The organism is Caulobacter sp. GW821-FHT05F04, from assembly GCF_059419665.1.
The window spans coordinates 533,700-557,624 of record NZ_JBWKSF010000001.1; the positions used below are offsets into that span (position 1 = coordinate 533,700).

Sequence of the window (23,925 nt, forward strand, 5' to 3'; positions counted from 1 at the left end):
GCCCCCTCAGCGGCGAGATGTTGATTTCATCAAAACTTCACGGCCGGGCGGGTGAGGCGCTCTTCGCGCCGCCTTGCGAGAGGATCGCGTCCAGCTCGGCGCGGGCCGCCTCCATGTCGCGGAGGAAGTGCGGCGAGACGTGTTCCGCGCCGTAGATCGTCGCCCCCGACTGCATGCCGGCCTCCGTGGCGCTGACGCTGTGCGAGCCACAGATCCAGCGGCTTTCGGCGTAGTCGCGGCCCCGGGCGTACAGCGCGTCGGCGCGGCTGGGGGCGAGTTCGGCCAGGATCATCGCCACGTGCATGCCGAACGCCGAGTGGCCCGACGGATAGTCGGGATTGCCGGCCAGGTGGTCGCTCTTGGCCTCGCAGATCGGGGCGTCGGTCTTGCCGATATAGGGACGCTTGGTCCCCCAGTGGGTCTTGGCGACGCCAACCACCGAGCGGTCTTCGCCGGCGCGCTCCAGCAGAGCCGCGAGGATCGGGGCCTGGGTCGGGTCGATCGTGACGCCCAGCGCCTCGGAGAAGTGCTTCCAGGTGGAGCCGTCGACATCGTCGGTGGCCCGCTTCCAGCGCGCGGAGCCCTTCAGGCTTCGGCTCTGGTCGAAGATCGCCGCGTCGGCGATGGCGCGGGGCGAGCCGGCGGCCGGCGGGGCGGCCAGGATCTTGGTCAGGTCCGGGCGCTGGGCGGGGTTCAGATAGCCCTGGACCGGCGCGCCGGCCACGCTCTCGAACGGCGCGGCGCAGCCCTTGGCCATGCGAACGGGGTTGCAGGTCGCCGCCTCGCCGCCGGTCAGGCGCACGGTGTAGCCGCCGGCGAAGCGCGGGTCGGCCCACAGGTAGTCCGTCGAGACATATTGCGCGCCGCTGGAGAACGCGGCGCTGCGCATCGCGACGTCGTTCTTGCGGGCCTGGACGGTGTCGGCGTCGGCGCGGGTGCGGACGATGAAGCCGGCCTTCACGGCGGCGGCGATGCGGGCCCGGTCGCCGACCGGATCGTTGAGGGTCAGATAGGCGGCGGCCGGCGAGGCTTCGTCGGTGTTGACGAACATCGCCCGGCCTTCCAGCGACTTGCGGGCTCCGCGATAGGCCGCGACCTTCTCCGGGCCCTCGTCGAGGGCGAAGAACACCTTGCCGCGCGCCGCGCTCAGCGCCGGCCAGCCGTCGGCCAGCACCGCCTCGCGCAGGGTGGCGCGCTTGCCTTGGACCTGGTCTGGGGTGATCAGTTCGGCGTCGGCGAACACCGACCGGATCTCGGCGTCGAGGGCGTCGAAGGCTTTCTCGTCATACGGCAGGGCCGCGACGCCGCCGGGGAAGCTGGACGGGCCGTCCTTGGCGTTCAGCAGGATCAGGATCGGCGCGTGATCCGGGTGGGCCTTCGACCAGGCGCGGACCTCCGTCAGGCACACGACGAAGGTCGGACAGGTCGTGCGGAAATCGACGTCCTGCATGTGCAGGACCTTGTAGCCCGGCTTGGCCATGGCCGCCGCCCAGGCCGGAGCCGGGACGACGCCCTTGCTGAAGGCGGTAGCCGGCTTGGCGAAGCGACCGCCGTCGGGATCGCGCACCACGTCCAGCTCCAGCTGACGGGCGCCGGCGTCCAGCTCCTCCGCCAGCGGACGATGGCTGTAGTCCAGGCCCAGAGCCCCCTGCCCGGCCGCCGCCAGCATGGCCGTCATCTCGTCGGCCGGAATCGCGGCCTTGTAGGAATTATGCGTGCCGACCGCGAGGATATCGTTCATCCGCGCCGCCTGGGCGCTGGGTTCGGCGGCCATCAGGGCCAGCAGCAGGCTCAGCATCGTCATCTCCCGGTACAGGTCGAAGCGGAGCCGTAATGCGGTTTTGTGACAGTCGTGCGCGAGCGGCCAGGTCCAGGCCCGATCTTCAGTCGCCGAGTTTCAGGCGGGTTCGTTCAAAAGGCGACACGACCCGCCGAGCCGTCGAACGCGTCGCTCCGTAGCCTGAGCACGCCTAATTCGTCGCGGCGGACGATAGCGTTTTTGGAAACAGTGACTTTCCACCATTTCCATTTATGCGGCGATGCGTCGCGGCCAGAGTGAGCTTGTCAGAACAACGGGGCGGCCGGGAACGGTCCTCCACCCAACGCAAAAGGACATTCCATGACCCTCGTCGCCACGCCCACCGCCGGCCCGCAACTGCTGACCCCGACCGACCACACCCTGATCATGATCGACTACCAGTCGCAGATGGCCTTCGCGACCCACTCGATCTCGGCCACCGAGCTGCGCACCAACGCCGCCCTGGTCGCCCGCGCCGCCGCCGGCTTCGGCGCCTCGACCATCCTGACCACGGTCGCCGAGAAGAGCTTCTCGGGTCCGATGTTCGACGAGATCAAGGACGCCTTCCCGGGCGTCGCCGCCCTCGACCGCACGTCGATGAACACCTGGGAAGACGCCAATGTCATCGCCAAGGTCAATGAGATCGGCAAGCCGCGCATCGTGCTGGCCGGCCTGTGGACCAGCGTCTGCATCGTCGGCCCGGCTCTGTCGGCCATCGCCCAGGGCTTCGAGGTCTATGTCATCGCCGACGCCTGCGGCGACGTCTCGGCCGAGGCTCACGACCGCGCGATGGACCGCATGGTCCAGGCCGGCGCCCGCCCGATGACCTCGCTGCAGTACCTGCTGGAGCTGCAACGCGACTGGGCCCGCTCGGAAACCTACGACCTGACCACCGGCATCGCCCGCACCTACGGCGGCGCGTATGGCCTGGGCATCATCTACGCCAGGGCCATGTTCGGCGCGTCGGAAGGCCACGCCACCGCCGCCTGACGCCTCTCCTCGGGGCGGGATCCCAAGGTCCCGCCCCACTTCAGTTCACGGAGCGTCGGCGATGAAGCCCTACCTACTGTCCCTCGGCGCCGGCTTGCTCGTCGGCGTGATCTACTCGCTGCTCGGGGTGCGCTCGCCGGCCCCGCCGGCCATCGCCCTGCTGGGCCTGATGGGCATGCTGCTGGGCGAACAGGCGGTCCCGATCGCCAAGCGCCTGATGACCAAGGCTCCCGTCGTGGCCTACCTGAAGACCCCCGAATGCGCCGGCCAGGTGCTGGGTCCTCAGGCCATCGCCAGTGATGGCCCCGATCCGCGAAAGGATCAGGCATGACCCTCGCCTCTCGCCCCCTCGATCGTCGTCAAGCCGTCGCCCTGGGCGCGGCCTTCCTGTCCAGTTCCGCTTTCGCCCAGCCTCGGAGGCCCGGCCCCATGACCGATCTGCTGCTCATCAACGGCAAGTTCACGACCCTGGATCGGAGCAATCCGCGCGCCGACGCCGCCCTGGTCCGCGACGGCAAGTTCGCCGCCGTCGGCGAGGAGGGCGAGGTCCGCGCCGCCGCCGGTCCGAACCCGACGATCATCGACCTGAAAGGCCGTCGGGTGATCCCGGGCCTGATCGACAGCCACATGCACATCATCCGCGGCGGGCTGAACTACAATATGGAGCTGCGCTGGGACGGCGTGCCGACCCTGGCCGACGCCATGGCCATGCTGAAGAAGCAGGCCGCCAACACCCCGCCGCCGCAATGGGTGCGCGTGGTCGGCGGCTTCACCGAGCATCAGTTCGTCGAGAAACGCCTGCCGACCCTGGACGAGATCAACGCCGCCGCGCCCGAGACGCCGGTGTTCATCCTGCACCTCTACGACCGCGCCCTCTTGAACCGCGCCGCCCTGCGCGCCGTCGGCTACACCAAGGACACGCCTAACCCGCCGGGCGGCGAGATCCAGCGCGACGCCTCGGGCGAGCCGACGGGCCTGCTGCTGGCCCAGCCCAACGCCACGATCCTCTACGCCACCCTGGCGAAAGGCCCGAAGCTGCCGCCCGAATACCAGCTGAACTCCACGCGCCACTTCATGCGCGAGATGAACCGCCTGGGCGTGACCGGCGTGATCGACGCCGGCGGCGGCTTCCAGAACTATCCGGACGACTACGAGATCGTCGAGAAGCTGCACGCCGACGACCAGCTGACCCTGCGCATCAGCTACAACCTGTTCACCCAGAAGCCGAAGGCCGAGCTGTCGGACTTCCAGTCGTGGTCCAAGCAGGTCAAGCCGGGCCAGGGCGACGACACGTACCGCCACAACGGCGCGGGCGAGATGCTGGTCTATAGCGCCGCCGATTTCGAGGACTTCCGGGTCGAGCGTCCCGAGATGCCGGCCAATATGGAGACCGACCTGGAGCCAGTGATCCGCCACCTGGTCGAGAACCGCTGGCCCTGGCGCCTGCACGCCACCTATGACGAGACCATCTCGCGGGCCCTGGACGTCTACGAGAAGGTCAATCGGGATATGCCTTTTGGCGGCCTGCACTGGTTCTTCGACCACGCCGAGACGATCAGCGATCGCAACATCGACCGCATCGCGGCCCTGGGCGGCGGCATCGCCGTGCAGCACCGGATGGCGTTCCAGGGCGAGTATTTCATGGAGCGCTACGGGGCCAAGGCCGCCGAGGCGACGCCGCCGATCGGCAAGATGCTGAAGGCCGGCATCCCGGTCGGGGCCGGCACCGACGCCACCCGCGTCGCCAGCTACAATCCCTGGGTCTCGCTGAACTGGCTGGTGACCGGCAAGACGGTGGGCGGCACGCGGCTCTACCCGCCGGCCAACCGCGTCGACCGCGAGGAGGCCCTGCGCCTGTGGACCACCGCCAACACCTGGTTCTCGAACGAGGAAGGCAAGAAGGGCCAGATCGCCGTCGGTCAACTGGCGGACCTCGCCGTGCTGAACGACGACTACATGACGGTCCCGGAAGATGAGATCCCCCACCTGTCCTCTGTGCTGACCCTGCTGGGCGGCAAGGTCGTCCATGGCGAAGGTGACTTCACCAAGCTGGCGCCGGTGCTGCCGCCGCCGATGCCGGACTGGTCGCCGGTGCGGACTTTTGGCGGCTATCAGGAGCGCTCGCGCGGCCACGCCCGAGCCCTGGCCAGCGCGTGCGGCTGCGCCAGCAGCTGCAACGTCCACGGCCACGACCACGCTTCGGCCTATACCCGCGAGGCGCCGACCAGCGACGCGCGCTCCTTCTGGGGCGCCATGGGCTGCGGCTGCTGGGCGGTGTGATCATGGACACGCCCGCTCCCATCTCCGCCCTCCTGCGCTCGACGGCGTTCGGAACCCTGGCCCGCGCGGTGCTGACCCTGCCGTACTGGTGGAGCGGGATCGCCAAGCTGACCGACCTGCACGGGGCCCTGGCCGAGGCCACCCAACTCGGCCTCAAGCCCGCCTGGCTGGTCGTGGCCGCCACGGTGCTGGTCCAGCTGGGCGGCTCGATCGCCCTGATCCTGGGCCGCGCGGGCTGGCTGGCGGCCGGCGCCCTGGGCGTCTTCACCGCCTTCGCCACCCTGATCGCCCACCCCTACTGGACGGTCGCCGACCCGGTGGAGCGCTTCCACGCGCTGAACACCTTCCTGCAGCACATCGGCCTGATCGGCGGCTTCATGCTGGCGGCGATCCTGGTCGAACGGGAGAAGTGGGCATGAGCGCGCCATCCCCCCGCCTGGCCGCGGCTACCGGCGTCGGCATGGCCCTGGTCGGCGGCTATGTCGACGTGGTCGGCTTCGTCCTGCTGTTCGGCCTGTTCGTGAACCACGCCACCGGCAACCTGGTCATGCTGGGCGTCTCGCTGGCCGGCGGCGGCCAGGGCATCGCCACCAAGCTGCTGTCCCTGCCGGTGTTCATCGCCGCGGCGGCCGCGACCTATGTCCTGATCTGCAAACGTCGCGCGCGCGGCCAAGCCAGCGAAGCGGCGGTGCTGTTGCTGCAGGCGGCGATGCTGCTGGTCTTCATGCTGCTGACCGTCGTCGCCCTGCCGGCCGACAACGCCGACCAGCCGGCGGTGATGCTGGCCGGCCTGGTGGGCGTCTGCGCCATGGCCGTCCAGAACGTCGGCGCGCGGGTGGTGTTCAGTCACCTGGCCCCGACCACGATCATGACCGGCAACGTCACCCAGATCGCCATCGACCTGGTCGACCTCCTGAGCTCCAAGACGGGCCTGGACGAAGCTCTGCGGGCGCGGATCGTCAAGACCTGGCCGCCGGTCATGGCGTTCGCGGTCGGTGCGATCAGCGGCGCGCTCGGCGTGATCGTGGCGGGTCCCTGGAGCCTGCTGCCGGCCGCCGTCGTGGTCGCGATCCTCGGCGCCCTCTACGCTCGCGCCCCACGCCCGGTGGAAGCATGAGGGCGGCGGTCCTCGCGGCGGCGGTTCTCGTGGCGGCCCTGCTCACGGCCAGCGCCGCCCAGGCCGGCGAGCCGCCGGCGTTCAAGCTGGTCCGGTCCGACGAGGACTACGGCTACTTGAAGTCCGCGCCGAACCTGACCGGCCTGGACGCGCTGCGCTACATCCCGCTGGGCCAGGACGCCTATCTCTCGCTCGGTGGCGAGGCGCGCGTCCGGCTGGACGCGATCGACGCCCCGCGCTTCGGGGGCGGCGGCGCCCAGGCCGACACCTTCGCGCTCTTCCGGGGCTTGGTCAGCGCCGACCTGCACCTGAACTCGGGCGTTCGGGTGTATGGCGAGCTTGGCCTGCATCGCGACCTCGGCAAGGGCGAGGCGCCGGCGATCACCGACCGCGACGGCCTGGACGCCCAAGTGCTGTTCGTCGACGTCACGCCCGCCGAACACTGGCGTCTGCGCCTGGGCCGTCAGGAGCTGAGCTTCAACCCGACCCAGCGCTTCGTCTCGGTGCGCGAGGGGCCCAACATCCGCCAGAGCTTCGACGGCGCGCGGCTGACCTATGCCGGCAAGCGCCTGAAGGTCGACGCCTTCTACACCCACCCGATCGCGCTCGAACCCGGCGGGTTCAACGACAGCCACAACCCCGGTCAGGCCTTCTGGGGCGTCTACGCCACCGCTCCCGTCGGCAAGGGCGCCAGCCTGGACGTCTACAGCCTGAACCTCGACCGCGACCGGGTCCGCTTCGGGGCGCTCACCGGCGACGAGCGACGCCGCGGCGTGGGCGCGCGTCTGGTCGGCAAGGCTGGGGCGATCGACTACGAGGTCGAGGGCATGGTCCAGCGCGGCCGCTTCGCGGGCCAGGATATCCGCGCCTGGGGCGGCTCGGCCGGGGCGGGCTACACCTTCGCCGCGCCGTGGAAGCCGCGCCTGTCGGTGCGTCGCGACATCGGCTCGGGCGACAACGATCCAACGGACGGCAAGCTGAAGACCTTCAACCCGCTGTTCCCCAAGGGGGCCTATTTCAGCGAGGCGGGTCTGGTCAGCTGGAGCAACCTCTCGGCCTGGCGGATCGCCCTGGGCGCCGCGCCGACCAAGACCGTCACGGCCGAGATCAGCCACACGGATCGCCGTCGCCAGGCCGGCCGCGACGCCCTCTACCTTCAGCCGCTGGCGGTGCTGGCGGGGGGCGGCGCTTCCACCGCCAAGGCGGTCAGCGAGGACTGGCAGGCCGATCTCGGCTGGCAGGTCAGCCGCAATGTCAAGGTTTCGCTGGAGGCCGTCCACGCCGAGGCCGGCGCGGCGGTGAAGGCCGCCGGCGGACACGACGTCGACTTCGGCATGGCCATCGTCCAGTTCCGCTTCTGAGACCCATTTCCGAGGCCCATTTCCAAGACAGGCGCGCGACGGACCGATACCCCATTTGGGGTAGTGAAATGTCACCCGTTGGCGGCTGACGCGAAACGCGGTCATCGACCATGGTCTCTTACGGACGAGACGCAGGCGCGCGTCGCGGCCGAACCCTGGGGGACGCGATGCTCAACGCGGTCGGAACCATCGAGACAGAACCGTTCGCCGTCGGCGACACGGGCATGATCTCCGAACTTCTGGACAAGGCCCTGCGCCTGTTCGAGGGCGACCGCATCGCGTCGCGCCGGCTGGTGGAGCAGGCCTTCACCCTGGCCGACCGTTCGACCCGCCCCGCCCCGCTGGCCCAAGGCGCCCTGGCCGCCTGGCAGGCCCGGCGGATCGAGAGCTTCGTCGAGCAGAACCTGTCGCGCCCGATCCGCATCGACGCGGTCGCGGCCCTGGTGTCGCTGAGCCCGAACTACTTCTCGCGCGCGTTCAAGGCGACGTTCGGCGTGACCTTCTCGCACTACGTGATCCAGCAGCGCATCACCCTGGCCAAGCAGATGCTGCTGACCTCGGACGCCTCGATCGCCGAGATCGCCCTGGATTGCGGCCTTGCCGACCAGTCGCACCTGACGCGCCTGTTCAAGCGCGCGGTCGGCTCACCGCCGAACGCCTGGCGCCGGGCCGCTCGCTGCGACGCCTGGACGCCCAGGGTTGCTTAGATGTCGATCAGCCCGCGCCGCACCGCGACGGTGACGGCGTGGGTGCGGTCGCTGACGCCCAGCTTGCCGAAAATGCTCTTCACATGGACCTTCACCGTCTGATCCGAAATCGACAGCCGCCGGGCCACACCCTTGTTCGGCTCGCCGCGTGAGATCAGGCGCAGCACCGCCAATTCGCGGTCGCTGAGCCTGTCCTCGTTCATGTGCGACAGGATCTGCTCGGCGACCGTCGGCGAGACGTAGCGGCGGCCAGCGCCGACCGTGCGGATCGCGTCGACCAGTTCACGGTGCAGCGAGCTCTTCAGCAAAAAGCCCAGGGCCCCCAGGCGCAGGGCGCGCTCGGCATAGGCGTCGCCGCCATAGGTGGTCAGCACCGCGATCCGGGAGTCGGGCGCTTCCTTCAGGATCAACGGGATGGCGTCCAGCCCGCCCAGGCGCGGCATCTGCAGGTCGATCAGGATGACGTCCGGCCGGAGGGTCCGCGACATCTCGATGGCCTCCGCGCCGTCCGACGCCTCGCCGACCGGCTCGAAGTCGGATTCGGCCAGCAGCGCGTTGGCGATCCCCTCCCGCATCAGGGGATGGTCATCGACGACGAGCACGCGTGTCTTCCGGCCCTCGGGCGTCATGGCGTTCATCGGATCCAACAGGCGCGGGATTCGGCCTGAGCAGTACGCGAACAGGTCGGGCACTCCAAGCGGAACATGGCCTTGACCGGAATGGGTTGGGCAGTGTTTTCGGACGCCACGGTCAGTCTGCCTCGGGAGACGGCCGACCGCGCTTCCTGGCGAGGGTAGCGGGTGGCGTCCGCGCTCGACGCTCTTTCGCGACAGCGCTAACAATGCGCCGCGCGCCATGCCCGGCGAGGGCTCACGTTCTGGACTGAAAGCGATCGGTGATGCCCTGGGGACGGGTTTTCTTGCGCGCTCTGCCCCTGGCCCTCGCCTTGATTTTCGGATCCTTGGCCCCCGCCCTCCCAGCCCGGGCCGACGAGCCCCAACAGCAGCTCCCGCGGCTTCTGCACACGGCCTGGCGACAGGAGACCGGCGCGCCGCCGAACATCTGGGTGATCGGCCAGGCGCCGCAGGGCGACCTGTGGCTGGGGACCGGCGCGGGCCTCTACCGCTTCGACGGCGTGCGTTTCAGCCAGTTCCGGTCAGACGGCCTCCGCACCCTGCCCAGCGAGATCGTCATGGCGATGCTGGTCACCCGCGCGGGCGAGGTCTGGGTCGGCTACCACGCCGGCGGCGTCTCGGTCATCCGCGACGGCAGGATCACCAACTACGCCAAGGGTCCGCCGCCCGGGACGGTGAAACAGTTCGTCGAAGGCCGCGATGGCGCGATCTGGATCGCCACGTTTGGCGGCATGACCGTGTTCCACGAGGGTCGCTGGACCCCGATCCCCTGGCCCCCGGCCTATGGGCGCGCCTTCAACATGCTGGTCGCCCGCGACGGCGGAGTCTGGGTCGCGACGCAATACGCCCTGCTGCGCATCGATCCGGTCTCGCTGGCGGTCCGCAAGACCCACGAGCCCGTCGAGGGATCCTGGGCCCTGGCCGAGGCGCCCGACGGCCGTCTGTGGTTCGCCGACCAGGCCCTGGGACTGCGGGCGCTGGATCCTACGCGCCTGTTCGATCCGGTCGCGCCGACGCGAACGGCCCCCGCCAAGCCGGACCTGCTGGTCTCCCGGCGAGTGATGTTCGACAGCACGGGCGCACTGTGGGGCGCGTTCGAGGACGGCAAGGGCATTTATCGTATCCTCCATCCGGGACGCGTTCCGACCGGGCGCATTCTTTCGAGGGCCGATGTCGACCAGACCTACGGCGCCGCCCAGGGCCTGACCGCCGACCTGGCCGCCGCCCTGTTCCAGGACCGCGAGCGCAACGTCTGGGTCGGGAGCCTGCTGGGCCTGGACCGTTTCAGCGCCGCCGACATCGTCGCCGAGCGCTCGATCCTCTCCAGCACGCGAGAGGGCTACCGCGCCGTGGTGACGCCGCGCGGCCGGCTTTACCTGACCGACGCGGACACGCTGTACCGGGTTGACGACGCCGGCCGCGCCCAGGCGCTGCATCGCGGCCTCGGCCATCCCAACGAGCTCTGCGCGGGCAAGGACGGCAAGGTCTGGATGGCCGCCGACAAGGGTTTCTCGCGGGTCGACGGCCCGCGCCTCGTTCCGGTCCCCCTGCCCGCCGCGGCCCAGCATCGCGTCGTCCTGGCCTGCGCGCAGGACGCTCTGGGCGGCCTCTGGGTCTCGATCAGCGGCGCGGGCCTTTTCCGACAGGATGGCCAGGACTGGCGGCCGGTCACCGCCCACCTGCCCAAAGGCTTCCATCCGCGGATCCTGCAGGCCAGCCCCGATGGAACGATCTGGGCGGCCGATCCCGGCTTCGACCTCTATGCGATCGGCGGCGGCGTGCGACGGTTCACGGAGGCGGACGGCCTGGCGATCGGTGAACTGAAGACGCTCACCATCGACCGCCAGGGCGTTGTCCTGGCCGGCGGCGAGCGCGGGATCGCGCGGCTGACGGGCGATCGCTTCCAGTCCCTGACCGTCGACCGCCACCCGGCGCTCAGCCTTGTCTCGGGTCTGGCGGCGGACGGCCTGGGCGGCGTCTGGCTAGGAACGATCCGCGGCGTTTCGCGGATCTCCGCCAAGTCGCTCGACAGGGCCTTCGCCGATCCCGCCGCGCCGGTGGAGCTGAAGCGCTTCGACTATCGCGACGGTCTGCCCGGCGCGCCGCAGCAACACTGCTGTCACCGCACGGTGGCGGCGGACGGCGCCCACCGCGTCTGGCTGCTGACCAACCGCGCGGTGGCCTGGCTGGATCCGGCCAACCTGTCGCACAACCCCGTGCCGCCGACGGTGACCATCACCGGCGTCACGGCCAACACCATGCCGCTGCCGGCCCGGCAGAACATGCGGCTGATGAGCGACATCCGCGACCTGCGCATCGACTTCGCCGCCCCCAGCCTGGTGGCGCCCGACCGGGTGCGGGTGCGCTATCGCCTCTGGGACGTCGACGCCGACTGGGTCGATCCGGGCGCGCGACATCAGGCCTTCTACACGCGCCTGCCGCCCGGCCAGTATCGGTTCTCGGTCATCGCGGCCAATAACGACGGGGTCTGGAACCGCACCGGCGCGACGCTGGCGTTCGTCATTCCGCCGACCTTCGTCCAGTCCCGGACCTTCCTGGCCCTGCTGATCCTGGGTCTGGCCCTGTCGGGCGGCGGGGCCTTCTACCTACGCCACCGCCTGACCGCCCGCCGCATCACCCAGCAGTACGAGGACCGGATGGCCGAACGCGAGCGCATCGCCCGCGAGCTGCACGACACCCTGCTGCAGAACGTCCAGGCCCTGGTCCTGAAGTTCCATAGCCTGACCAACACCCTGCCCGACGACGCTTCGCGCGGCCAGGTCGCCGAAGCCATCGACCGCGCCGAGCAGGTGGTGGTCGAGAGCCGCGAGCGGATCATGGATCTGCGCACCGCACGCTCCAGCGAGGACCTGGCCCAACGCCTCGGCGTCGCCGCCGACTTCACTGGCGCGATGGCCAAGCCCGAGCTGCGTGTGACCACGCTGGGCGAGACCCGCCAGTTGACGCCCTCCGTGCTGGACGAAATCACCCAGATCGGCTCCGAGGCCATCCGCAACGCGATGCGCCACTCCGGCGGCGGCCTGGTCGCCGTCGAGCTCGCCTTCGAGCCCTCCGCCTTCCGTCTGGTGGTGCGGGACGACGGCGTCGGCATCCCGGCCGGCCGGCTGGCCCGCGCCGAGCAGGCCGGCCACTACGGCGTCGTCGGCATGCGCGAGCGCGCCCAACGCCTGGGCGGCGCGCTGAAGGTCGAGAACGACGGCGGCGCGCGGATCGAACTCACCGTCCCGTCGCGACAGGCCTATGGCGAGCGCAAGTGGCTGTCCGAGTTTCTGGCCAGGCTCCGCGCCCTGGCCGTTTGGAGGAAGCGGTAATCCGCAGCCGCGTTCGCGGACGAGCTGGGGATGGGTCCGCGCCTAGGCTGGCGTCGTCGAGACGTCTTGGCCAAGCCGGCTGAATTTGCTCACGCCACCTTGGCCCCGGCCCGCGACGCGGGTTTCCTCGGGCGCCGGCGCTTGGGGGCGCCGCTCGGATTGCCCCAGAAGGTCACCACCGCCAGCGATCCCAGCAGCGCCAGGGTCAGACCCGAGACGGTCATCACCAGGCGGTAGGCCAGCCCGCCCACCTTGGCCGCGTGCAGCGGGAAGTCGGCGTTGGCGATGCGCGAGCCGAGCGGCAGAGCCTGGGCGTCGCGGCTGGCGACCATCGCGCCGTTGGCCGGATCGAACCAGGCCATGGAGCGGCCGTTCGGCAGCCACTCAGCCTGCTGGCGCAGGCGGATGGCGATCAGCCCCCCCTTCGTCCGCGGCAAGGTGATGGTCCGCACCTCCGCGCCGGGGAAACGGGCCTGGGCGGCGCCGATGACCTTGGCCCAGTCGAGGTCCTTGGCCAGCTTGCCGCCCTTGATCTTAGGCGCGGCCGAGGCCTTCTCCATCACCGTCGGCGGCGTGAACGGCGCGCGCAGGGCGTTGGAGAACCACTTCAGGTTCATCGCCACGCCCGTCGTCAGCGACAGGATCAGAAGCGGAGCGATCAAGGCTCCAAGGTCGCGGTGATGATGGACGATCGCCGCCCGCTTCATCATCCGCGGCCACAGGCGGACATGGAACATCCGCCGTGTCGGCCACCACAGGATCAGGCCGGTGACCACGAAGCCCAGACCCGCCATCCCGGCGATCCCACCCACGATCTCGCCCGTGTCGCCGTTGAACAGGTGGTGGTGAAAGTCGAAGATCCACACCTCCGGCCGGGCCCAGTTGGAGGTCCAGGCCTGGACGATATCGCCGTCCTGGTCGGCGTAGGCGGCCTTCTGCTCGGTCTTGTAGGCCAGCTTGTGCAGGCCCATCCGCTGGGTCGCCAGCACGATCGAGCGTGGGCGGTCCTCGGCGGCGAAGACCTTGGTCGTCATCGCCGCCAGAGAGGCCGCGTCCTGCCGCTGGGCGTCGGCGGCGTGGGGCATGGTGGCGCGCAGGAAGGCGTCCTCGTACACCAGCAACGCCCCGGTGAAGCCCAGAAGCGCCAGCAGGAGGCCGATCAAGCCGCCCGTCCAGCGGTGCAGCAGGCGCAGGGTTTTCATCAGAAGCGCGTTTCCCAACCCAGCGTCGCGGTGCGGCCACGGCCGGCGTAGAACTTGTCCTTGGCCGGCAAGGTCGTGTCCGAATTGTACGAGATGTACTGCTTGTTGAAGAGGTTCTGGACGCCCAGCGACACGGCCCCCACCGGCAGCCGGTAGCGCACGAAGGCGTCGGCGACCGTGAAGCCTTCGAAGTCGTCCTTCACCAGGGAGCTCTGCATATCGCGCTTGATGTACTTCTGGACCTGCAGGCGCAGGGCCCAGTCGCCCGTCTGATAGTCAGCCGCGACATTCAGGCGATCGGGCGAGATGTTGGCGCCGTCCAGGTCAGTGTCGACCTTGCCGTCGGCATTGGTATCGGTCTGGCCGCGCAGGCGGGCATAGCCGGTCGAGAGATCGAGGCCCTCGATCGGGGTGCGGGCCTTCACATTGACCTCCAGCCCCTCGATGGCCACGCCCTGGCGCTGAACGTCGAAGACGCCGCCGGCGTTCTTGACCAGCAGTTGGCCCAGCTTCGACTTGGACCAGAAATAGGCGACGCTGGCGTCGAAAGGCCCGCGCTTCAGCTCGGCCCCGACCTCGCGGTTGTTGGACACGATCGGTTCGATCGACAGGTAGGTGTCGACGTCGACATTGGCGACATTGATGCCGCGCAGGATGCGGCCGACGTCCGGCACGGTATAGCCCTCGGCATAGCTGCCGTAGAGGCGCACGCCCTTCACGGGTTCGAACACGCCGCCGCCGTTCAGCAGGGTGGCGCTGAAGTCCGGATCGCCGCCGCCGACCTTGCGCGAGCCGTAGAAGGCCAGGGTCGTGAAGTCGTCGACCTTCAGCTTGACGTTCTCGAAGCGCACGCCGCCGGCCAGGCGCAGCTTGCCGTCGAGCAGCGCGTAGTTGCCCTGAATGAACGGCGCCAGGCTCTGGAACTTGGTCGGCGGCACCCAGGCGCGGCCGGTGGCGATCAGCAGTTGCTCGGTGCGGTCGGTCAGAGCGTCGAGGCCGGCGGTGGCCGTCAGGCCCTCGATTCCCGGCACGGCGCGCTCGTAGCTGATCCGCGCGCCCAGCTTGCGCGAGCGGTTCGATGACTGGTCGAACAGGGTGTTGTTCGGGGCGATGCTGACGTCCTGGAACGTGGCGTTCTTGTCGCCGCCGAAGGTGTCGCGCGAGCGGTTGAAGAACAGCTGGGCGTTCAGCACGCCACCGTAGAGGTCATCATTGACCAGCGCCGCCGACAGGGTCTCGACACGGTTGGCGGCCGGCTTGCCGGGCTGGACGCCGCGATAGGCCGTGGTCGGCAGGCGAGTGAGACGATTGCCGTCGGTCGGCGCCGTCCCCGCGCCGGTGACGGTCACGTAGTCGCCGTCCCCCTTCAGATCGAAGTGGTTGCCGATGATGTCCAGGCGCGTGCTGGGCGAGATTTGCCAGCCCAGGCGGCCGAACAGCGACAGGGTCTTGGAGTCCTGGACGTCGCCTTGCGTGTTGTCCATGCCGATACGGCGGCCATTGGCGTCGTAGAAGGCGCCGCGGGTCTCGTAAGCGACGCCGGCGGTGGCGTCGAACGCCCCTCCGCGCCAGCCGACCAGGCCAGCGACCTTGCCGCCCAGCGTGTCGCCCAGGTCATGGCCGGCCGAGGCCTGGACCAGAGCCCGGCCCGAGACGCCATCCTGCTTGGGCGGACCGACCGTGACCTGGTTGACGACGCCGCCCGTGGCGCCGATGCCCTGCAGCGCGTTGGAGCCGTAGATCAGCTCGACACGGTCGATGAAAAACGGGTCGATGGTGTAGCCGTCGCGCGAGCCGTCGCGGATCGGCGTCGACTGCGGGATGCCGTTGATGGCGTACAGCGGCGAGCGGCCGCGCAAGGTCTCCCCCGCCCCCGAAAGCTTCTGGCGAGTCGGCGAGAACGACGGCGACAGGGTCGATACGGCGTCGACGATCGAGCCGCTGATCGCGACCTGCTGGCTCAGCATCGCCTGGTCGATCACGTCGACGGTCAGCGGCAGGGCGCTGGCGGGCAGGATGGTGCGGGCGGCGGTGATCACCACCTGGTCCACGTCCGTATCGCGCGCCTTGTCCTGGGCGTGAGCCGCCGTCATGGCCAGCAGGCTGAGCGTGGAAAGCAGCGCGCCACGCAGGCCGGCGCGCGAAAAGTGAAGTCGCATGGTCATCCCCGTCGAAGTGACGCGGCTATGACGCAAATGCGAGTGACTTGCAATATTGCCAAGGCGAATGATTGCTAATCAGGTCAGGGCGTGACGCCCACGCTGAACATCACGGCCTGGGTCGGCGCGGCGGGGTCGAAATTGTCGTCGGACATCAGCACGAGGGTCCGCCGCCCATTCCGCGATGGCCCCCAGCCCATGGCCTCGAGGTTGCTGGCCGGCACGCCGGCCAGGCGGTCGAAGTTGATCAGTAGACGCTTTGTCAGTGGACGGATCGTATCATCCAGGACCTCGCGGCCAGCCACGTCCCGCGCCCCGCTCATGTCCACGACATAGAGCCGGCAGTGGTAGGCGAAGCGCCCGGCCGCGTCCTCGACGCCGGAGCGCTCCAGCACCAGCAAGCGGTGATCGTCCAGCGCCAGGATCTCGCTGATCCCGTTGTCGCCGCGCCGGGCGGGGGCGGCCTGGATCGGGTCGAGGCGGTAGGCGTACTGGGCGGTGACCTTGCCCTGGCGATCCAGGCGAGCGATTCGCGTCAGCCCGCCCGCCGCGACGCTGCTGACCGGGCCGTCCTGGACGAGGGGCGCTTCCATCGAGAGCCACAGCCAACGACCCTCGGGCGAAAAGCTCAGCCCCTCGAAAGTCAGGTTCGGCCGCGCGCCCTGGCCGAAGCGGAACGGCGCCGGGACCGTCCCCTTGGCCGCCCCATCCCGATCCATCCGGCGCACCGCGGGATCGAAGCCGCGGGCGGCGTCGCCCTCGGTGGTCCACAGCAGGTCGCCGCTCAGCGGATCGATCCGCAGCGCCTCGGCGTCGACGCGTTCGCCGGCCGGGCTGGCGGTCGATGGGAAGGTCGAGCCGTCCACACGGCGCAGCGGGACCTGGCGCGTGACGGTCAGCCCCCTGGCGTCCAGCCGTCCGACGAAGACCCTCGCCGGGGCCTTGTCCGAGCGATCGTCGGAGATCATCAGCCACTCGCCGGTGCGCCGGTCGTAGTCGAGGCCAGAGATTCCGCCGAACGGCGCGCCATCGACGGCCAGGCCCTGAGGGACTTCGAAGCTCGCCAGCAGCTTCAGCGCCAAGGCGAGGCCGAGCAGCGCGCTCACGTCAGGACGCGCACGCTGTCGCGCGAGATCAGCTCGACATTGAACACCACCCGCCGGCGCGGCTCGCCCCGGGCGCTCATCCGGCGGATCAGGGCCTCGACGGCGGCGGCGGCCATGTCCTCGACGGGCATGTCGATCGTGGTCAGGGCCGGCGTGTGCAACTGAGCCCAGGGGATGTCGTCGAAGCCGACCACCGAGACGTCGTCCGGCACGACCAGGCCCATGCTCCGGATGTGGCGCATGGCGCCGATGGCGATCAGGTCGGCCCCGGTGATCACCGCCGTGGCCGTGCGGCTCTCCAGCGCCTTGGCGACCTCGGGCTCCAGGTCCAGCGAATAGGCGTTGTGGACGTGCCAGACCAGATTGCCCCGCTCGCGCACCGTGCTGATCGCCGCCTCGGCCCGCTGGCGGGCGCTGGAGGCGGCGTGGGGACCGGAGATCACCCCGATGTTCACATGGCCCGCCGCCAGCAGGTGTTCGGCCGCGAGACGCCCGCCGTCGGCGTAGTCGGCCTGGATGACGTCGTAGCCCGGCAGGTTGCGGTCGAGCACCACGGTGGGCACGCCCTCGATCAGCTTGCCGACCGGGCCATCGTCGGCGATCGGGAACCAGATCACCCCGTCGACCCCGTGGTCGATCATCAGGTTCACGGCCCGCTCCTCGGCCTCGGCCGAGCCCTCGGTGTCGGTCAGGAAGACGCTGTAGCCGTGGGCGCGCGCGGCCTGGATCACCACCTGGGCCAGGCTGGGGAAGAACGGGTTGGTCAGGTCCGGCAGGATCAGGCCGATCGCGCCGGTCTTGCCGGTCTTCATGGCCTTGGCGCTCTGGTTGGGGCGATAGCCCAGCTCGGCGGCCACTTTCAGGATATGCTCGCGCGTGGCCTCGCCCACCGAGCCCGCGCCGTTGATCGCGTAGGAAGCGCTGGCCAGCGACACGCCGGCGGCCTTGGCGACCTCTTTCAAGGTGGCGCGGCGCGGTAGGTCTTCGCTCTTGGCCATTCGGGGATTCCGTCGGGAGATAGCCAGGACGTGAAACCTTTCATGGTCAGCGTCAAGGATCGGGGCGGATCTGACGACCCGCCCCTTCCGGAAGCGCCTAACAAGGGGAGAAGACGCTCCCGAACCTGACCCTAGAACCGCGCCTTCACCGAGAAGGTGTAGGTGCGCGGCGCGCCGACGAAGTAGCGGTCCAAGGTGCGGCCGTTCGGGTTCGCGGCGCTGTAGCCGAACTCCGGCTGGGTGGCCGTCGAACCGCTGACCGCGCCGATATATTCCTCGTCAAACAGGTTATCGACGTTGAACTGGAAGCGCAGGTCCGGAACGCCTTGACGATTGAGATCATAGGTCGCCGTCAGCCCGACCAGGGTGTAGGCGTCCAGCATCTCGACGCCCAGTTCCTGGAAGGTGGTCGGGGCGACGATGTGGCCGCCGACCCGCTTGCCGACATAGCGGACATTGGCGTCGATCTTCAGCCCGGCCAGCGGTTTCCAGCCGACCTGGCCGTAGACGCTATCCTTGGGAATGTCGCGCACCCCAGCCCCGCCGATCACCGCGACGGCGGCCAGGGCGGCGCGGGCGGCGCTGCCGACGGCCGGGTTGTCGTGCTTGGCGTCCTGGTGCGAATACAAGCCATAGAGGTCGACGACGCCGAAATCGTAGTAGCCGGTCAGCTCGACGCCCTTGGTCTTGATCCCGGCGATGTTGACGGCCTTGGTCGCGACATTGCCGCGCACGACCTCCTGCGGATCCAGCGTCGCGGTCGGGTCGCGCGGCACGATGCCGACATTGTTCTTCAGATCGACATCGTAGGCCTGGATCGAGAAGGCCATGTTCGGCTTCACATAGCGCAGGCCCAGGTCGACGTTCTCGGTCGAGACCGGGGTCAGGTCCTTGGGATTGATCACCGCCGTGGAGCCCAGGAAGGCGTCTTCCGGGATGCCGGCGAAGTTCTTGGCGTAGCCGCCGAACAGCTCCCAGGCGTCGGCCAACTGGTAGGTCGCGCCGAGCTTCGGATTGAGGTCCGAGTGCTGCGAGAACTTGACGTTGGCCTTGTATTCCAGCGGCGACTTGGCGTCGTACTTGACGTTGTACCAGGTGACGCCGAGGTCGACCTTCAGCTTGTCGTCGAACGCCCGAAACTCGTCCTGGGCGTAGAGCATGGTGGTCTCGACCGAGGCGCTGCGCTCGTACTCGACATAGTTCAGCTTGCTGCGATCGTAGGCGATGCTCTGGGCCGAGTTGATGATTGGGTAGAAGTTGCGCTTCTCCGTGGAGTCGCCGCCTTCCCACCAGCCGCCGAAGCGCAGGGCGTGGGCGCCGAACCTGGCCTTCAGCTCGCCGGTCACGCCGTAGCGATCGCGGTCGCGGGGTGTCACCCGCATGTCGGCCGGACCGCCGACGACATTGCTGTTGCGGATCGTGGTCAGGGTCGGACGCACCGCCCCGCCATTGGCGTTGTAGCCGGTCACCGCGCGCGGATCGCCGCCGGTCAGAACGCGCTGACGGTCCTGGTAGCGGAAGGATTCGCCCTTGAGATTCTGGTAGTAAGGATTGACGTCCAGGCTGATCGCGTCGCTCAGCACAACATGGCTATTGGCATAGGCCAGCCAATCCTTGCGCCAGCCGCCCAAAGCGCCGCCGAAGTCGATGTCCTTGGCCGGTATGCCAGTGATGGCGTCCAGCGCGCGGTCGCTGCGCGGCGCGGCCTCGAACTCGCCCTTGGTGACGATGTTGAAGTCGTTGTCGGTCTGGTCGTTGTAAGAGACACGGGCCTTCAGGAACGAGCCGTTGTCGAAGTCCTTCACGACCTTCATCTCGTAGTGGTCGCGCTCGCTGCCGCGACTGTTGCGGCCGGCCCAGACATCGTTCTCCTGGTGGGAATAGGTGAAGTAGCCCGACAGACCCGGCGCGACCTCGCCGCTGTCGATGCGGCCATGGATGCGGCGGAAGTCGAACGAGCCAAGGCCAGCCTCGATCGCGCCGCCGAAGTCCTTGCGCGGGGCGTCGGTGACGAAGTCGATGAAGCCGCCCAGGGCGAAACGCGACGGCGCGCCGATGTCGCCAGCGCTCTGCGAGACGGTGATCCGGCCGATGTTGCTGCTCTCGATGAAGCGCTGCGGCGGCGAGCCGCCATTGAACCGGCTGTCGCCCGTGGGGATGCCGTCCAGGGTCAGGCCGACCTGCTCGTCGGACAGGCCGCGCATATAGATCTCGAACGAGAAGCTGCCGCCGCGGCTGTCGCCGGTCGAGACCTGCACGCCCGGAACCTTGACCAGGGCCTGGGTGATCTCCGCGCCCAGCGGACGCTCCTGGATATCCTCGGCGCCGATCGTGAACGTGGCGCGGGCCAGGCCCGAGCCGAAGCGCTCGGCGGTGACCACCACCTCGTCGACGGTCTCAGGCGCCGGAGCGGTCTGCTGAGCCATGGCGGGCGCGGCCATGACCAGGCACAGCGCGGTCGAAGCCAGCCAGATGGACGTCTTCATGTTCAAAGCCCCTTCAGGCGACCCGCCCTCGGCGGCGTCGATACGATTTAGTGAAACGTTTCATATCCAAGTTCAATGACAATTTCATCACAGGGGCTGGGCATTCGACGCGCGCCAGATTTGATCACTCACTTTGCAATTGCTGAGAATTTCCGGGCATATTTGCAGACTCGGGAGGATAACGCGCCGAAACCGCTCGGTCGCGGATAGTGTCGATCCGACGCTATTTCCTTGAAACGTTTCACTCTATAGAGTCACCCTATCGCCGTCGGAGGGGACATGCCGGACAACGAAACCGCGCGGGCGCTGCTGGGCGTCGTGGCGTTCCTGGGGCTCGGCTGGCTGCTGTCGGAGAACAAGCGCGCCCTGCCCTGGCGGCCGGTGCTGGTGGGCCTGGCCTGCCAGATCACCCTGGCCCTGTTGCTGACCAAGGTCCCGGCCATCACCGCCGGCTTCGCCGCCGCCACCCACGCGGTCGACGCCCTGCAGGCGGCCTCACGGGCGGGATCCAGCTTCATGTTCGGCTATCTGGGCGGCGGCCGCGCGCCGTTCAGCATGGCCGACCCCAGCGCCGCCTTCATCTTCGCCTTCCAGGCTCTGCCGGCCATCCTGCTGGTCGGGGCCCTGTCGGCGCTGCTGTGGCACTGGAAGGTGCTGATCGTCATCGTCCGCGCGGCGGCCTGGGCGTTCGGCAAGCTGTTCGGGGTCAGCGGCCCGGTCGGGGTCTCGACCTCGGCCTGCGTGTTCCTCGGCATGGTCGAGGCGCCGCTGCTGGTGAAGCCGTTCCTGCCGCGCCTCACCCGCGCCGAGCTGTTCATCATCATGGTCGACGGCCTGTCGGTGATCGGCGGCTCGATGATGATCGTGCTGGGCTCGCTGATCGCGGCCAAGGTGCCCAACGCCTTCAGCCACCTCTTGATCGCCTCGCTGATCAGCACCCCGATGGCGATCGGCATGGCGAGATTGATCATCCCCGGCGAAGCCAGCTCGGCGAGCGAACCGATCGTCCTGACCAGCCCCTATCGCAGCAGCCTCGAAGCCCTGACCTTCGGCACGCTGGACGCGGTGAAGATGGTGCTGAACATCGCCGGCCTGCTGATCGTCTTCGTCGGCCTGATCGCCCTGATCAACATGGGCCTCGCGGCTATTCCTCACGCCGGAGCCCCCCTGACGCTCGGCGGAATCCTGGGCTGGTTGCTGACCCCGATCGTCTGGCTGACCGGCGCGCCGCTGCCCGACCTGCAGGCCGTCGGCGCGATCCTGGGAACCAAGGTCGCCGCCAATGAAGTGGTGGCCTACAGCGACATGATGGCCCTGCCGCCCGGCGCGCTCAGCGAAAAGAGCCTGCTGATCCTGACCTACGCCCTGGGCAGCTTCGGCAATGTCGGCAGCGTGGCGATCCTGATCGGCAGCCTGTCCTCCATGGCTCCCGAGAAGGTCGGCGAGGTCGTCGAGCTGGGCTTCAAGGCCCTGGCGGCGGCGTTCCTGACCACGTGCCTCACGGCGACGATCATGGGAATGATCGGCGGCTGACGGCGGCGGCGCTTGCGCCACGGATCCAACGACGGGGTTTGGATCAAACACCGTCGGGTCGCCGAGCAAGGCATACTGTGCGCAAACGTTGATGTCGCAGATTCAACGGTTCTACAAACTGGATCGACCGGCAATATTCGTGCTGAAAATACGGCTGTGAAATCGTCAGGTCGACTTTTCTACACAATCAGTGGGAAGCGGACGTCGCCCGAAGGCGCCATCGAATTGCCGCATGCTCCGCAAAGCTTCACCAGAGGTTGATCCGGAGGCACGTCGTGCGCCATCTTCATCTTTGCCTACTAGCGCTCGCATGCCTCTCACCGTCCTTGGCGTTGAGCCAGGAAACGCCTCCGAAGATGACGGCCGGCAGTCCTGAAATGCTGGAACGGCGCCTTATCGACATTGGCGGCGGTCGGCGACTGAACATGGTCTGCATCGGCAAGGGCGCGCCGACCCTGGTCTTCGAGCAAGCCCTCGGTGGGACGATCCTCGACTGGCAGTACATCCAGGCCGAGCTCAGCAAGACCAACCGGACCTGCTTCTACGACCGCGCGGGCTATGGCCAGAGCCCGGCCTCGGACCAGCCTCGCACGCCACGAAACGTCACCGACGATCTGCACGCCCTGCTGCGCAAGGCCGGAGAGCGCAAGCCGGTGGTGCTGATCGGACATTCGATCGGCGGGCGCTACGCGCCTTACTACTACGAGCGATTCCCGGCCGACGTCGCTGGCATGGTGCTGGTCGATCCAGGGTTCTATGGCCAGGACGACCTGAACCTGTCCGCCACTGACCAAGCGCTCTTCGACAGTTTGCGGACCAAGGCCTATGCGAAGTGGTCGAACTGCGCCGCCAGGGCGCGCAGTCACGAAATGACACTGGAGGCCCCGCAAGGCTGCTTCGCGGCGAAGCTGCCGTATTACACGCGCGATGAGGCCGCGCGGATGCTGCCCGTCTACCAGCGTCCAGAGCGGTGGGAGACGATCGCCTCGGAAGATGGTCATATCGACGAGGACAAGGGGCCGCAAAAGGACTGGGGCGCCTTGCCGCTGATCGTCCTCACGCGGACCGCGTTCCCACCCACGCCAGGCGCGTCGGACGTCTTCAATCAGTCCGTCGAGGCTGTCCTGAAGCACGGGCACGCGGCGCTGGCGGCCCGATCCAGCCGTGGCCGGAACATCACCGTGCCGAACTCCAACCACTACATGCAGGCCAACCAGCCCGAGCCCGTCCTGGCCGCGATCCGAGAGCTCGTCGCTGAAGTTAACGTACATCCCTCGCGGCAACCCGCCCGGACATCGTCCGACTAGGGCCGAAGACCGACCTTGCATTTGCGTTCGGTCATGGCCTCGCGGCCAGCAACGCCCCCGCCGCCGCGATCCCCGCCCGCGCCGCCGCGCGCGGCGAGCCTCCGGTGATCAGCGCCGCCAGCGCCGCGCCGGCGAAGGTGTCTCCGGCGCCTGTCGCGTCGTCGACGGACAGCGGCGCGACCGGCAGGTCGAAGACCTCGCCGGCCTCGACGCGGACGCCGTCCGCGCCGCGTGTCTCGAACAGGATCTGGCCGGCCGGCGCGGGACCGGTCCGGCCAGCCTCCAGCCAGGCGCGTTCGTCGGCGTTGCAGAACACGACATCGGCCCGCGCCGTGAGCCGCGCCACGAGCTCGGGCGGAAAACAGGCCGGGTCGTCCTTGGCGATCCAGGCCAGGCGCGGGCCTTCGATCTCGAGCAGGCGCGCGGTGATCGTTGGCGGCCCGGCGGCGACCACCAACCATTCGGCCTGGGCGGCCAGGCGCAGCTGGCCCTCGGTGAGCGCGGCGGGTCCCGGCCGCAGCAGGCAGCCATAGCTTCCATCGGCGTTGTAGATCAGCAGGCACCGCGTCGACGGCGCGCCCGGCATGACCGCGACACCGTCCGGCGACCCGCAGGCCGCGCGATAGGCGTCACCGTCGGCGTCGTCGCCGATCCAGGTCAGGGGCGCGGCGGCCACGCCCGCCTTGATCAGCGCCGCGCTAGCATATAGCGCCGCCCCGCCCGCGCGCGGCCACGCGGCTTCGCGCATCAGCCGCGTGCCCCGGCCGGTGAAGTCGCCCTCGACCCGGACCACGTAGTCGATCGTCGCGAACCCCGCGACCGCCACCCGCACCATCTCGTCCCCTTCGTTTCAGCGGCTTGACTGAAACGTTTCACTAGATAGTTTGCAAGGACATTCTGACCTTCGGATCCCT

The 23,925-nt window shown here is 68.9% G+C and carries 18 protein-coding genes; 10 read left to right on the top strand and 8 right to left on the bottom strand.

Annotation, left to right across the window (positions count from 1 at the left end; all coding sequences use genetic code 11):
* Positions 1-37: 37 nt before the first annotated feature.
* Complete coding sequence (locus AC07R7_RS02620; RefSeq protein ID WP_494634033.1) at positions 38-1,798, bottom strand: Ca2+-dependent phosphoinositide-specific phospholipase C; 1,761 nt, start codon at positions 1,796-1,798, stop codon at positions 38-40.
* Between the two features lie 321 nt (positions 1,799-2,119).
* On the opposite strand from AC07R7_RS02620, the gene AC07R7_RS02625 reads away from it, so the two are divergent.
* The 7 genes from AC07R7_RS02625 (at position 2,120) to AC07R7_RS02655 (ending at position 8,253) form a co-directional block, all read left to right on the top strand.
* Positions 2,120-2,788, top strand: a complete 669-nt coding sequence (locus tag AC07R7_RS02625; protein WP_494634034.1) for a hydrolase — start codon at positions 2,120-2,122, stop codon at positions 2,786-2,788.
* A gap of 61 nt (positions 2,789-2,849) precedes the next feature.
* Entirely contained in the window at positions 2,850-3,119 is a 270-nt protein-coding gene (locus AC07R7_RS02630; protein WP_494634035.1) for a DUF1427 family protein, read from the top strand.
* A complete protein-coding gene (locus AC07R7_RS02635) occupies positions 3,116-5,068 on the top strand; it encodes an amidohydrolase (RefSeq protein WP_494634036.1) in 1,953 nt (650 codons plus the stop codon). The genes AC07R7_RS02630 and AC07R7_RS02635 overlap by 4 nt, the downstream gene beginning before the upstream one ends.
* Positions 5,069-5,070: 2 nt before the next feature.
* Positions 5,071-5,487 (top strand): DoxX family protein, encoded by a 417-nt coding sequence (locus tag AC07R7_RS02640; RefSeq protein WP_494634037.1) that lies wholly within the window; start codon positions 5,071-5,073, stop codon positions 5,485-5,487.
* Positions 5,484-6,185 carry a YoaK family protein gene (locus tag AC07R7_RS02645; protein ID WP_494634038.1) on the top strand — a complete coding sequence of 234 codons (702 nt, stop codon included), beginning with the start codon at positions 5,484-5,486 and terminating at the stop codon, positions 6,183-6,185. Before AC07R7_RS02640 ends, AC07R7_RS02645 begins: the two co-directional genes overlap by 4 nt.
* The gene (locus AC07R7_RS02650; protein ID WP_494634039.1) at positions 6,182-7,546 is read left to right on the top strand and encodes an alginate export family protein; all 1,365 of its coding nucleotides are present in this window, start codon (positions 6,182-6,184) and stop codon (positions 7,544-7,546) included. The genes AC07R7_RS02645 and AC07R7_RS02650 overlap by 4 nt, the downstream gene beginning before the upstream one ends.
* A gap of 167 nt (positions 7,547-7,713) precedes the next feature.
* Positions 7,714-8,253, top strand: a complete 540-nt coding sequence (locus AC07R7_RS02655) for a helix-turn-helix domain-containing protein (protein WP_492835272.1) — start codon at positions 7,714-7,716, stop codon at positions 8,251-8,253.
* Here the strand turns inward: AC07R7_RS02655 and AC07R7_RS02660 are convergent.
* Positions 8,250-8,855: a response regulator gene (locus tag AC07R7_RS02660; protein WP_492883097.1), complete on the bottom strand. Its 606-nt coding sequence runs from the start codon at positions 8,853-8,855 to the stop codon at positions 8,250-8,252. The two genes, AC07R7_RS02655 and AC07R7_RS02660, sit on opposite strands and share 4 nt — an antisense overlap.
* 317 nt (positions 8,856-9,172) lie before the next feature.
* Between AC07R7_RS02660 and AC07R7_RS02665 the strand changes: the two genes are divergently transcribed.
* Entirely contained in the window at positions 9,173-12,220 is a 3,048-nt protein-coding gene (locus tag AC07R7_RS02665) for a sensor histidine kinase (RefSeq protein ID WP_494634040.1), read from the top strand.
* A gap of 89 nt (positions 12,221-12,309) precedes the next feature.
* Here AC07R7_RS02665 and AC07R7_RS02670 read toward each other — a convergent pair whose 3' ends face one another.
* The 5 genes from AC07R7_RS02670 to AC07R7_RS02690 all read right to left on the bottom strand — a co-directional run bounded on the left by AC07R7_RS02670 (position 12,310) and on the right by AC07R7_RS02690 (position 20,171).
* Positions 12,310-13,422, bottom strand: a complete 1,113-nt coding sequence (locus tag AC07R7_RS02670; RefSeq protein ID WP_494634041.1) for a PepSY-associated TM helix domain-containing protein — start codon at positions 13,420-13,422, stop codon at positions 12,310-12,312.
* Entirely contained in the window at positions 13,422-15,581 is a 2,160-nt protein-coding gene (locus AC07R7_RS02675; protein ID WP_494634042.1) for a TonB-dependent receptor, read from the bottom strand. The genes AC07R7_RS02670 and AC07R7_RS02675 overlap by 1 nt, the downstream gene beginning before the upstream one ends.
* 83 nt (positions 15,582-15,664) lie before the next feature.
* Complete coding sequence (locus tag AC07R7_RS02680) at positions 15,665-16,687, bottom strand: esterase-like activity of phytase family protein (protein WP_494634043.1); 1,023 nt, start codon at positions 16,685-16,687, stop codon at positions 15,665-15,667.
* Entirely contained in the window at positions 16,684-17,685 is a 1,002-nt protein-coding gene (locus tag AC07R7_RS02685) for a LacI family DNA-binding transcriptional regulator (protein WP_494634044.1), read from the bottom strand. Before AC07R7_RS02685 ends, AC07R7_RS02680 begins: the two co-directional genes overlap by 4 nt.
* A 131-nt stretch (positions 17,686-17,816) precedes the next feature.
* Positions 17,817-20,171 (bottom strand): TonB-dependent receptor, encoded by a 2,355-nt coding sequence (locus tag AC07R7_RS02690; RefSeq protein WP_494634045.1) that lies wholly within the window; start codon positions 20,169-20,171, stop codon positions 17,817-17,819.
* A gap of 279 nt (positions 20,172-20,450) precedes the next feature.
* On the opposite strand from AC07R7_RS02690, the gene AC07R7_RS02695 reads away from it, so the two are divergent.
* Together AC07R7_RS02695 and AC07R7_RS02700 are read left to right on the top strand one after the other, a co-directional pair.
* A complete protein-coding gene (locus AC07R7_RS02695; protein ID WP_494634046.1) occupies positions 20,451-21,704 on the top strand; it encodes a NupC/NupG family nucleoside CNT transporter in 1,254 nt (417 codons plus the stop codon).
* Positions 21,705-22,060: 356 nt separating this feature from the next.
* Complete coding sequence (locus tag AC07R7_RS02700) at positions 22,061-23,011, top strand: alpha/beta fold hydrolase (protein WP_494634047.1); 951 nt, start codon at positions 22,061-22,063, stop codon at positions 23,009-23,011.
* Positions 23,012-23,042: 31 nt separating this feature from the next.
* Here AC07R7_RS02700 and AC07R7_RS02705 read toward each other — a convergent pair whose 3' ends face one another.
* On the bottom strand, positions 23,043-23,846 hold the full coding sequence (locus AC07R7_RS02705; protein WP_494634048.1) for a carbohydrate kinase family protein: 804 nt from the start codon (positions 23,844-23,846) through the stop codon (positions 23,043-23,045).
* Positions 23,847-23,925 lie beyond the last annotated feature (79 nt).

What these genes read in the sequence shown, in the direction of transcription:
- AC07R7_RS02635 (WP_494634036.1), top strand. Translation starts at nt 3,116, where the DNA reads ATGACCCTCGCCTCTCGCCCCCTCGATCGTCGTCAAGCCGTCGCCCTG.
- AC07R7_RS02620 (WP_494634033.1), bottom strand. Translation starts at nt 1,798, where the DNA reads ATGCTGAGCCTGCTGCTGGCCCTGATGGCCGCCGAACCCAGCGCCCAG.
- AC07R7_RS02655 (WP_492835272.1), top strand. Translation starts at nt 7,714, where the DNA reads ATGCTCAACGCGGTCGGAACCATCGAGACAGAACCGTTCGCCGTCGGC.
- AC07R7_RS02630 (WP_494634035.1), top strand. Translation starts at nt 2,850, where the DNA reads ATGAAGCCCTACCTACTGTCCCTCGGCGCCGGCTTGCTCGTCGGCGTG.
- AC07R7_RS02650 (WP_494634039.1), top strand. Translation starts at nt 6,182, where the DNA reads ATGAGGGCGGCGGTCCTCGCGGCGGCGGTTCTCGTGGCGGCCCTGCTC.
- AC07R7_RS02675 (WP_494634042.1), bottom strand. Translation starts at nt 15,581, where the DNA reads ATGCGACTTCACTTTTCGCGCGCCGGCCTGCGTGGCGCGCTGCTTTCC.
- AC07R7_RS02705 (WP_494634048.1), bottom strand. Translation starts at nt 23,846, where the DNA reads ATGGTGCGGGTGGCGGTCGCGGGGTTCGCGACGATCGACTACGTGGTC.
- AC07R7_RS02640 (WP_494634037.1), top strand. Translation starts at nt 5,071, where the DNA reads ATGGACACGCCCGCTCCCATCTCCGCCCTCCTGCGCTCGACGGCGTTC.
- AC07R7_RS02700 (WP_494634047.1), top strand. Translation starts at nt 22,061, where the DNA reads ATGACGGCCGGCAGTCCTGAAATGCTGGAACGGCGCCTTATCGACATT.
- AC07R7_RS02695 (WP_494634046.1), top strand. Translation starts at nt 20,451, where the DNA reads ATGCCGGACAACGAAACCGCGCGGGCGCTGCTGGGCGTCGTGGCGTTC.
- AC07R7_RS02670 (WP_494634041.1), bottom strand. Translation starts at nt 13,422, where the DNA reads ATGAAAACCCTGCGCCTGCTGCACCGCTGGACGGGCGGCTTGATCGGC.
- AC07R7_RS02690 (WP_494634045.1), bottom strand. Translation starts at nt 20,171, where the DNA reads ATGAAGACGTCCATCTGGCTGGCTTCGACCGCGCTGTGCCTGGTCATG.
- AC07R7_RS02685 (WP_494634044.1), bottom strand. Translation starts at nt 17,685, where the DNA reads ATGGCCAAGAGCGAAGACCTACCGCGCCGCGCCACCTTGAAAGAGGTC.
- AC07R7_RS02625 (WP_494634034.1), top strand. Translation starts at nt 2,120, where the DNA reads ATGACCCTCGTCGCCACGCCCACCGCCGGCCCGCAACTGCTGACCCCG.
- AC07R7_RS02645 (WP_494634038.1), top strand. Translation starts at nt 5,484, where the DNA reads ATGAGCGCGCCATCCCCCCGCCTGGCCGCGGCTACCGGCGTCGGCATG.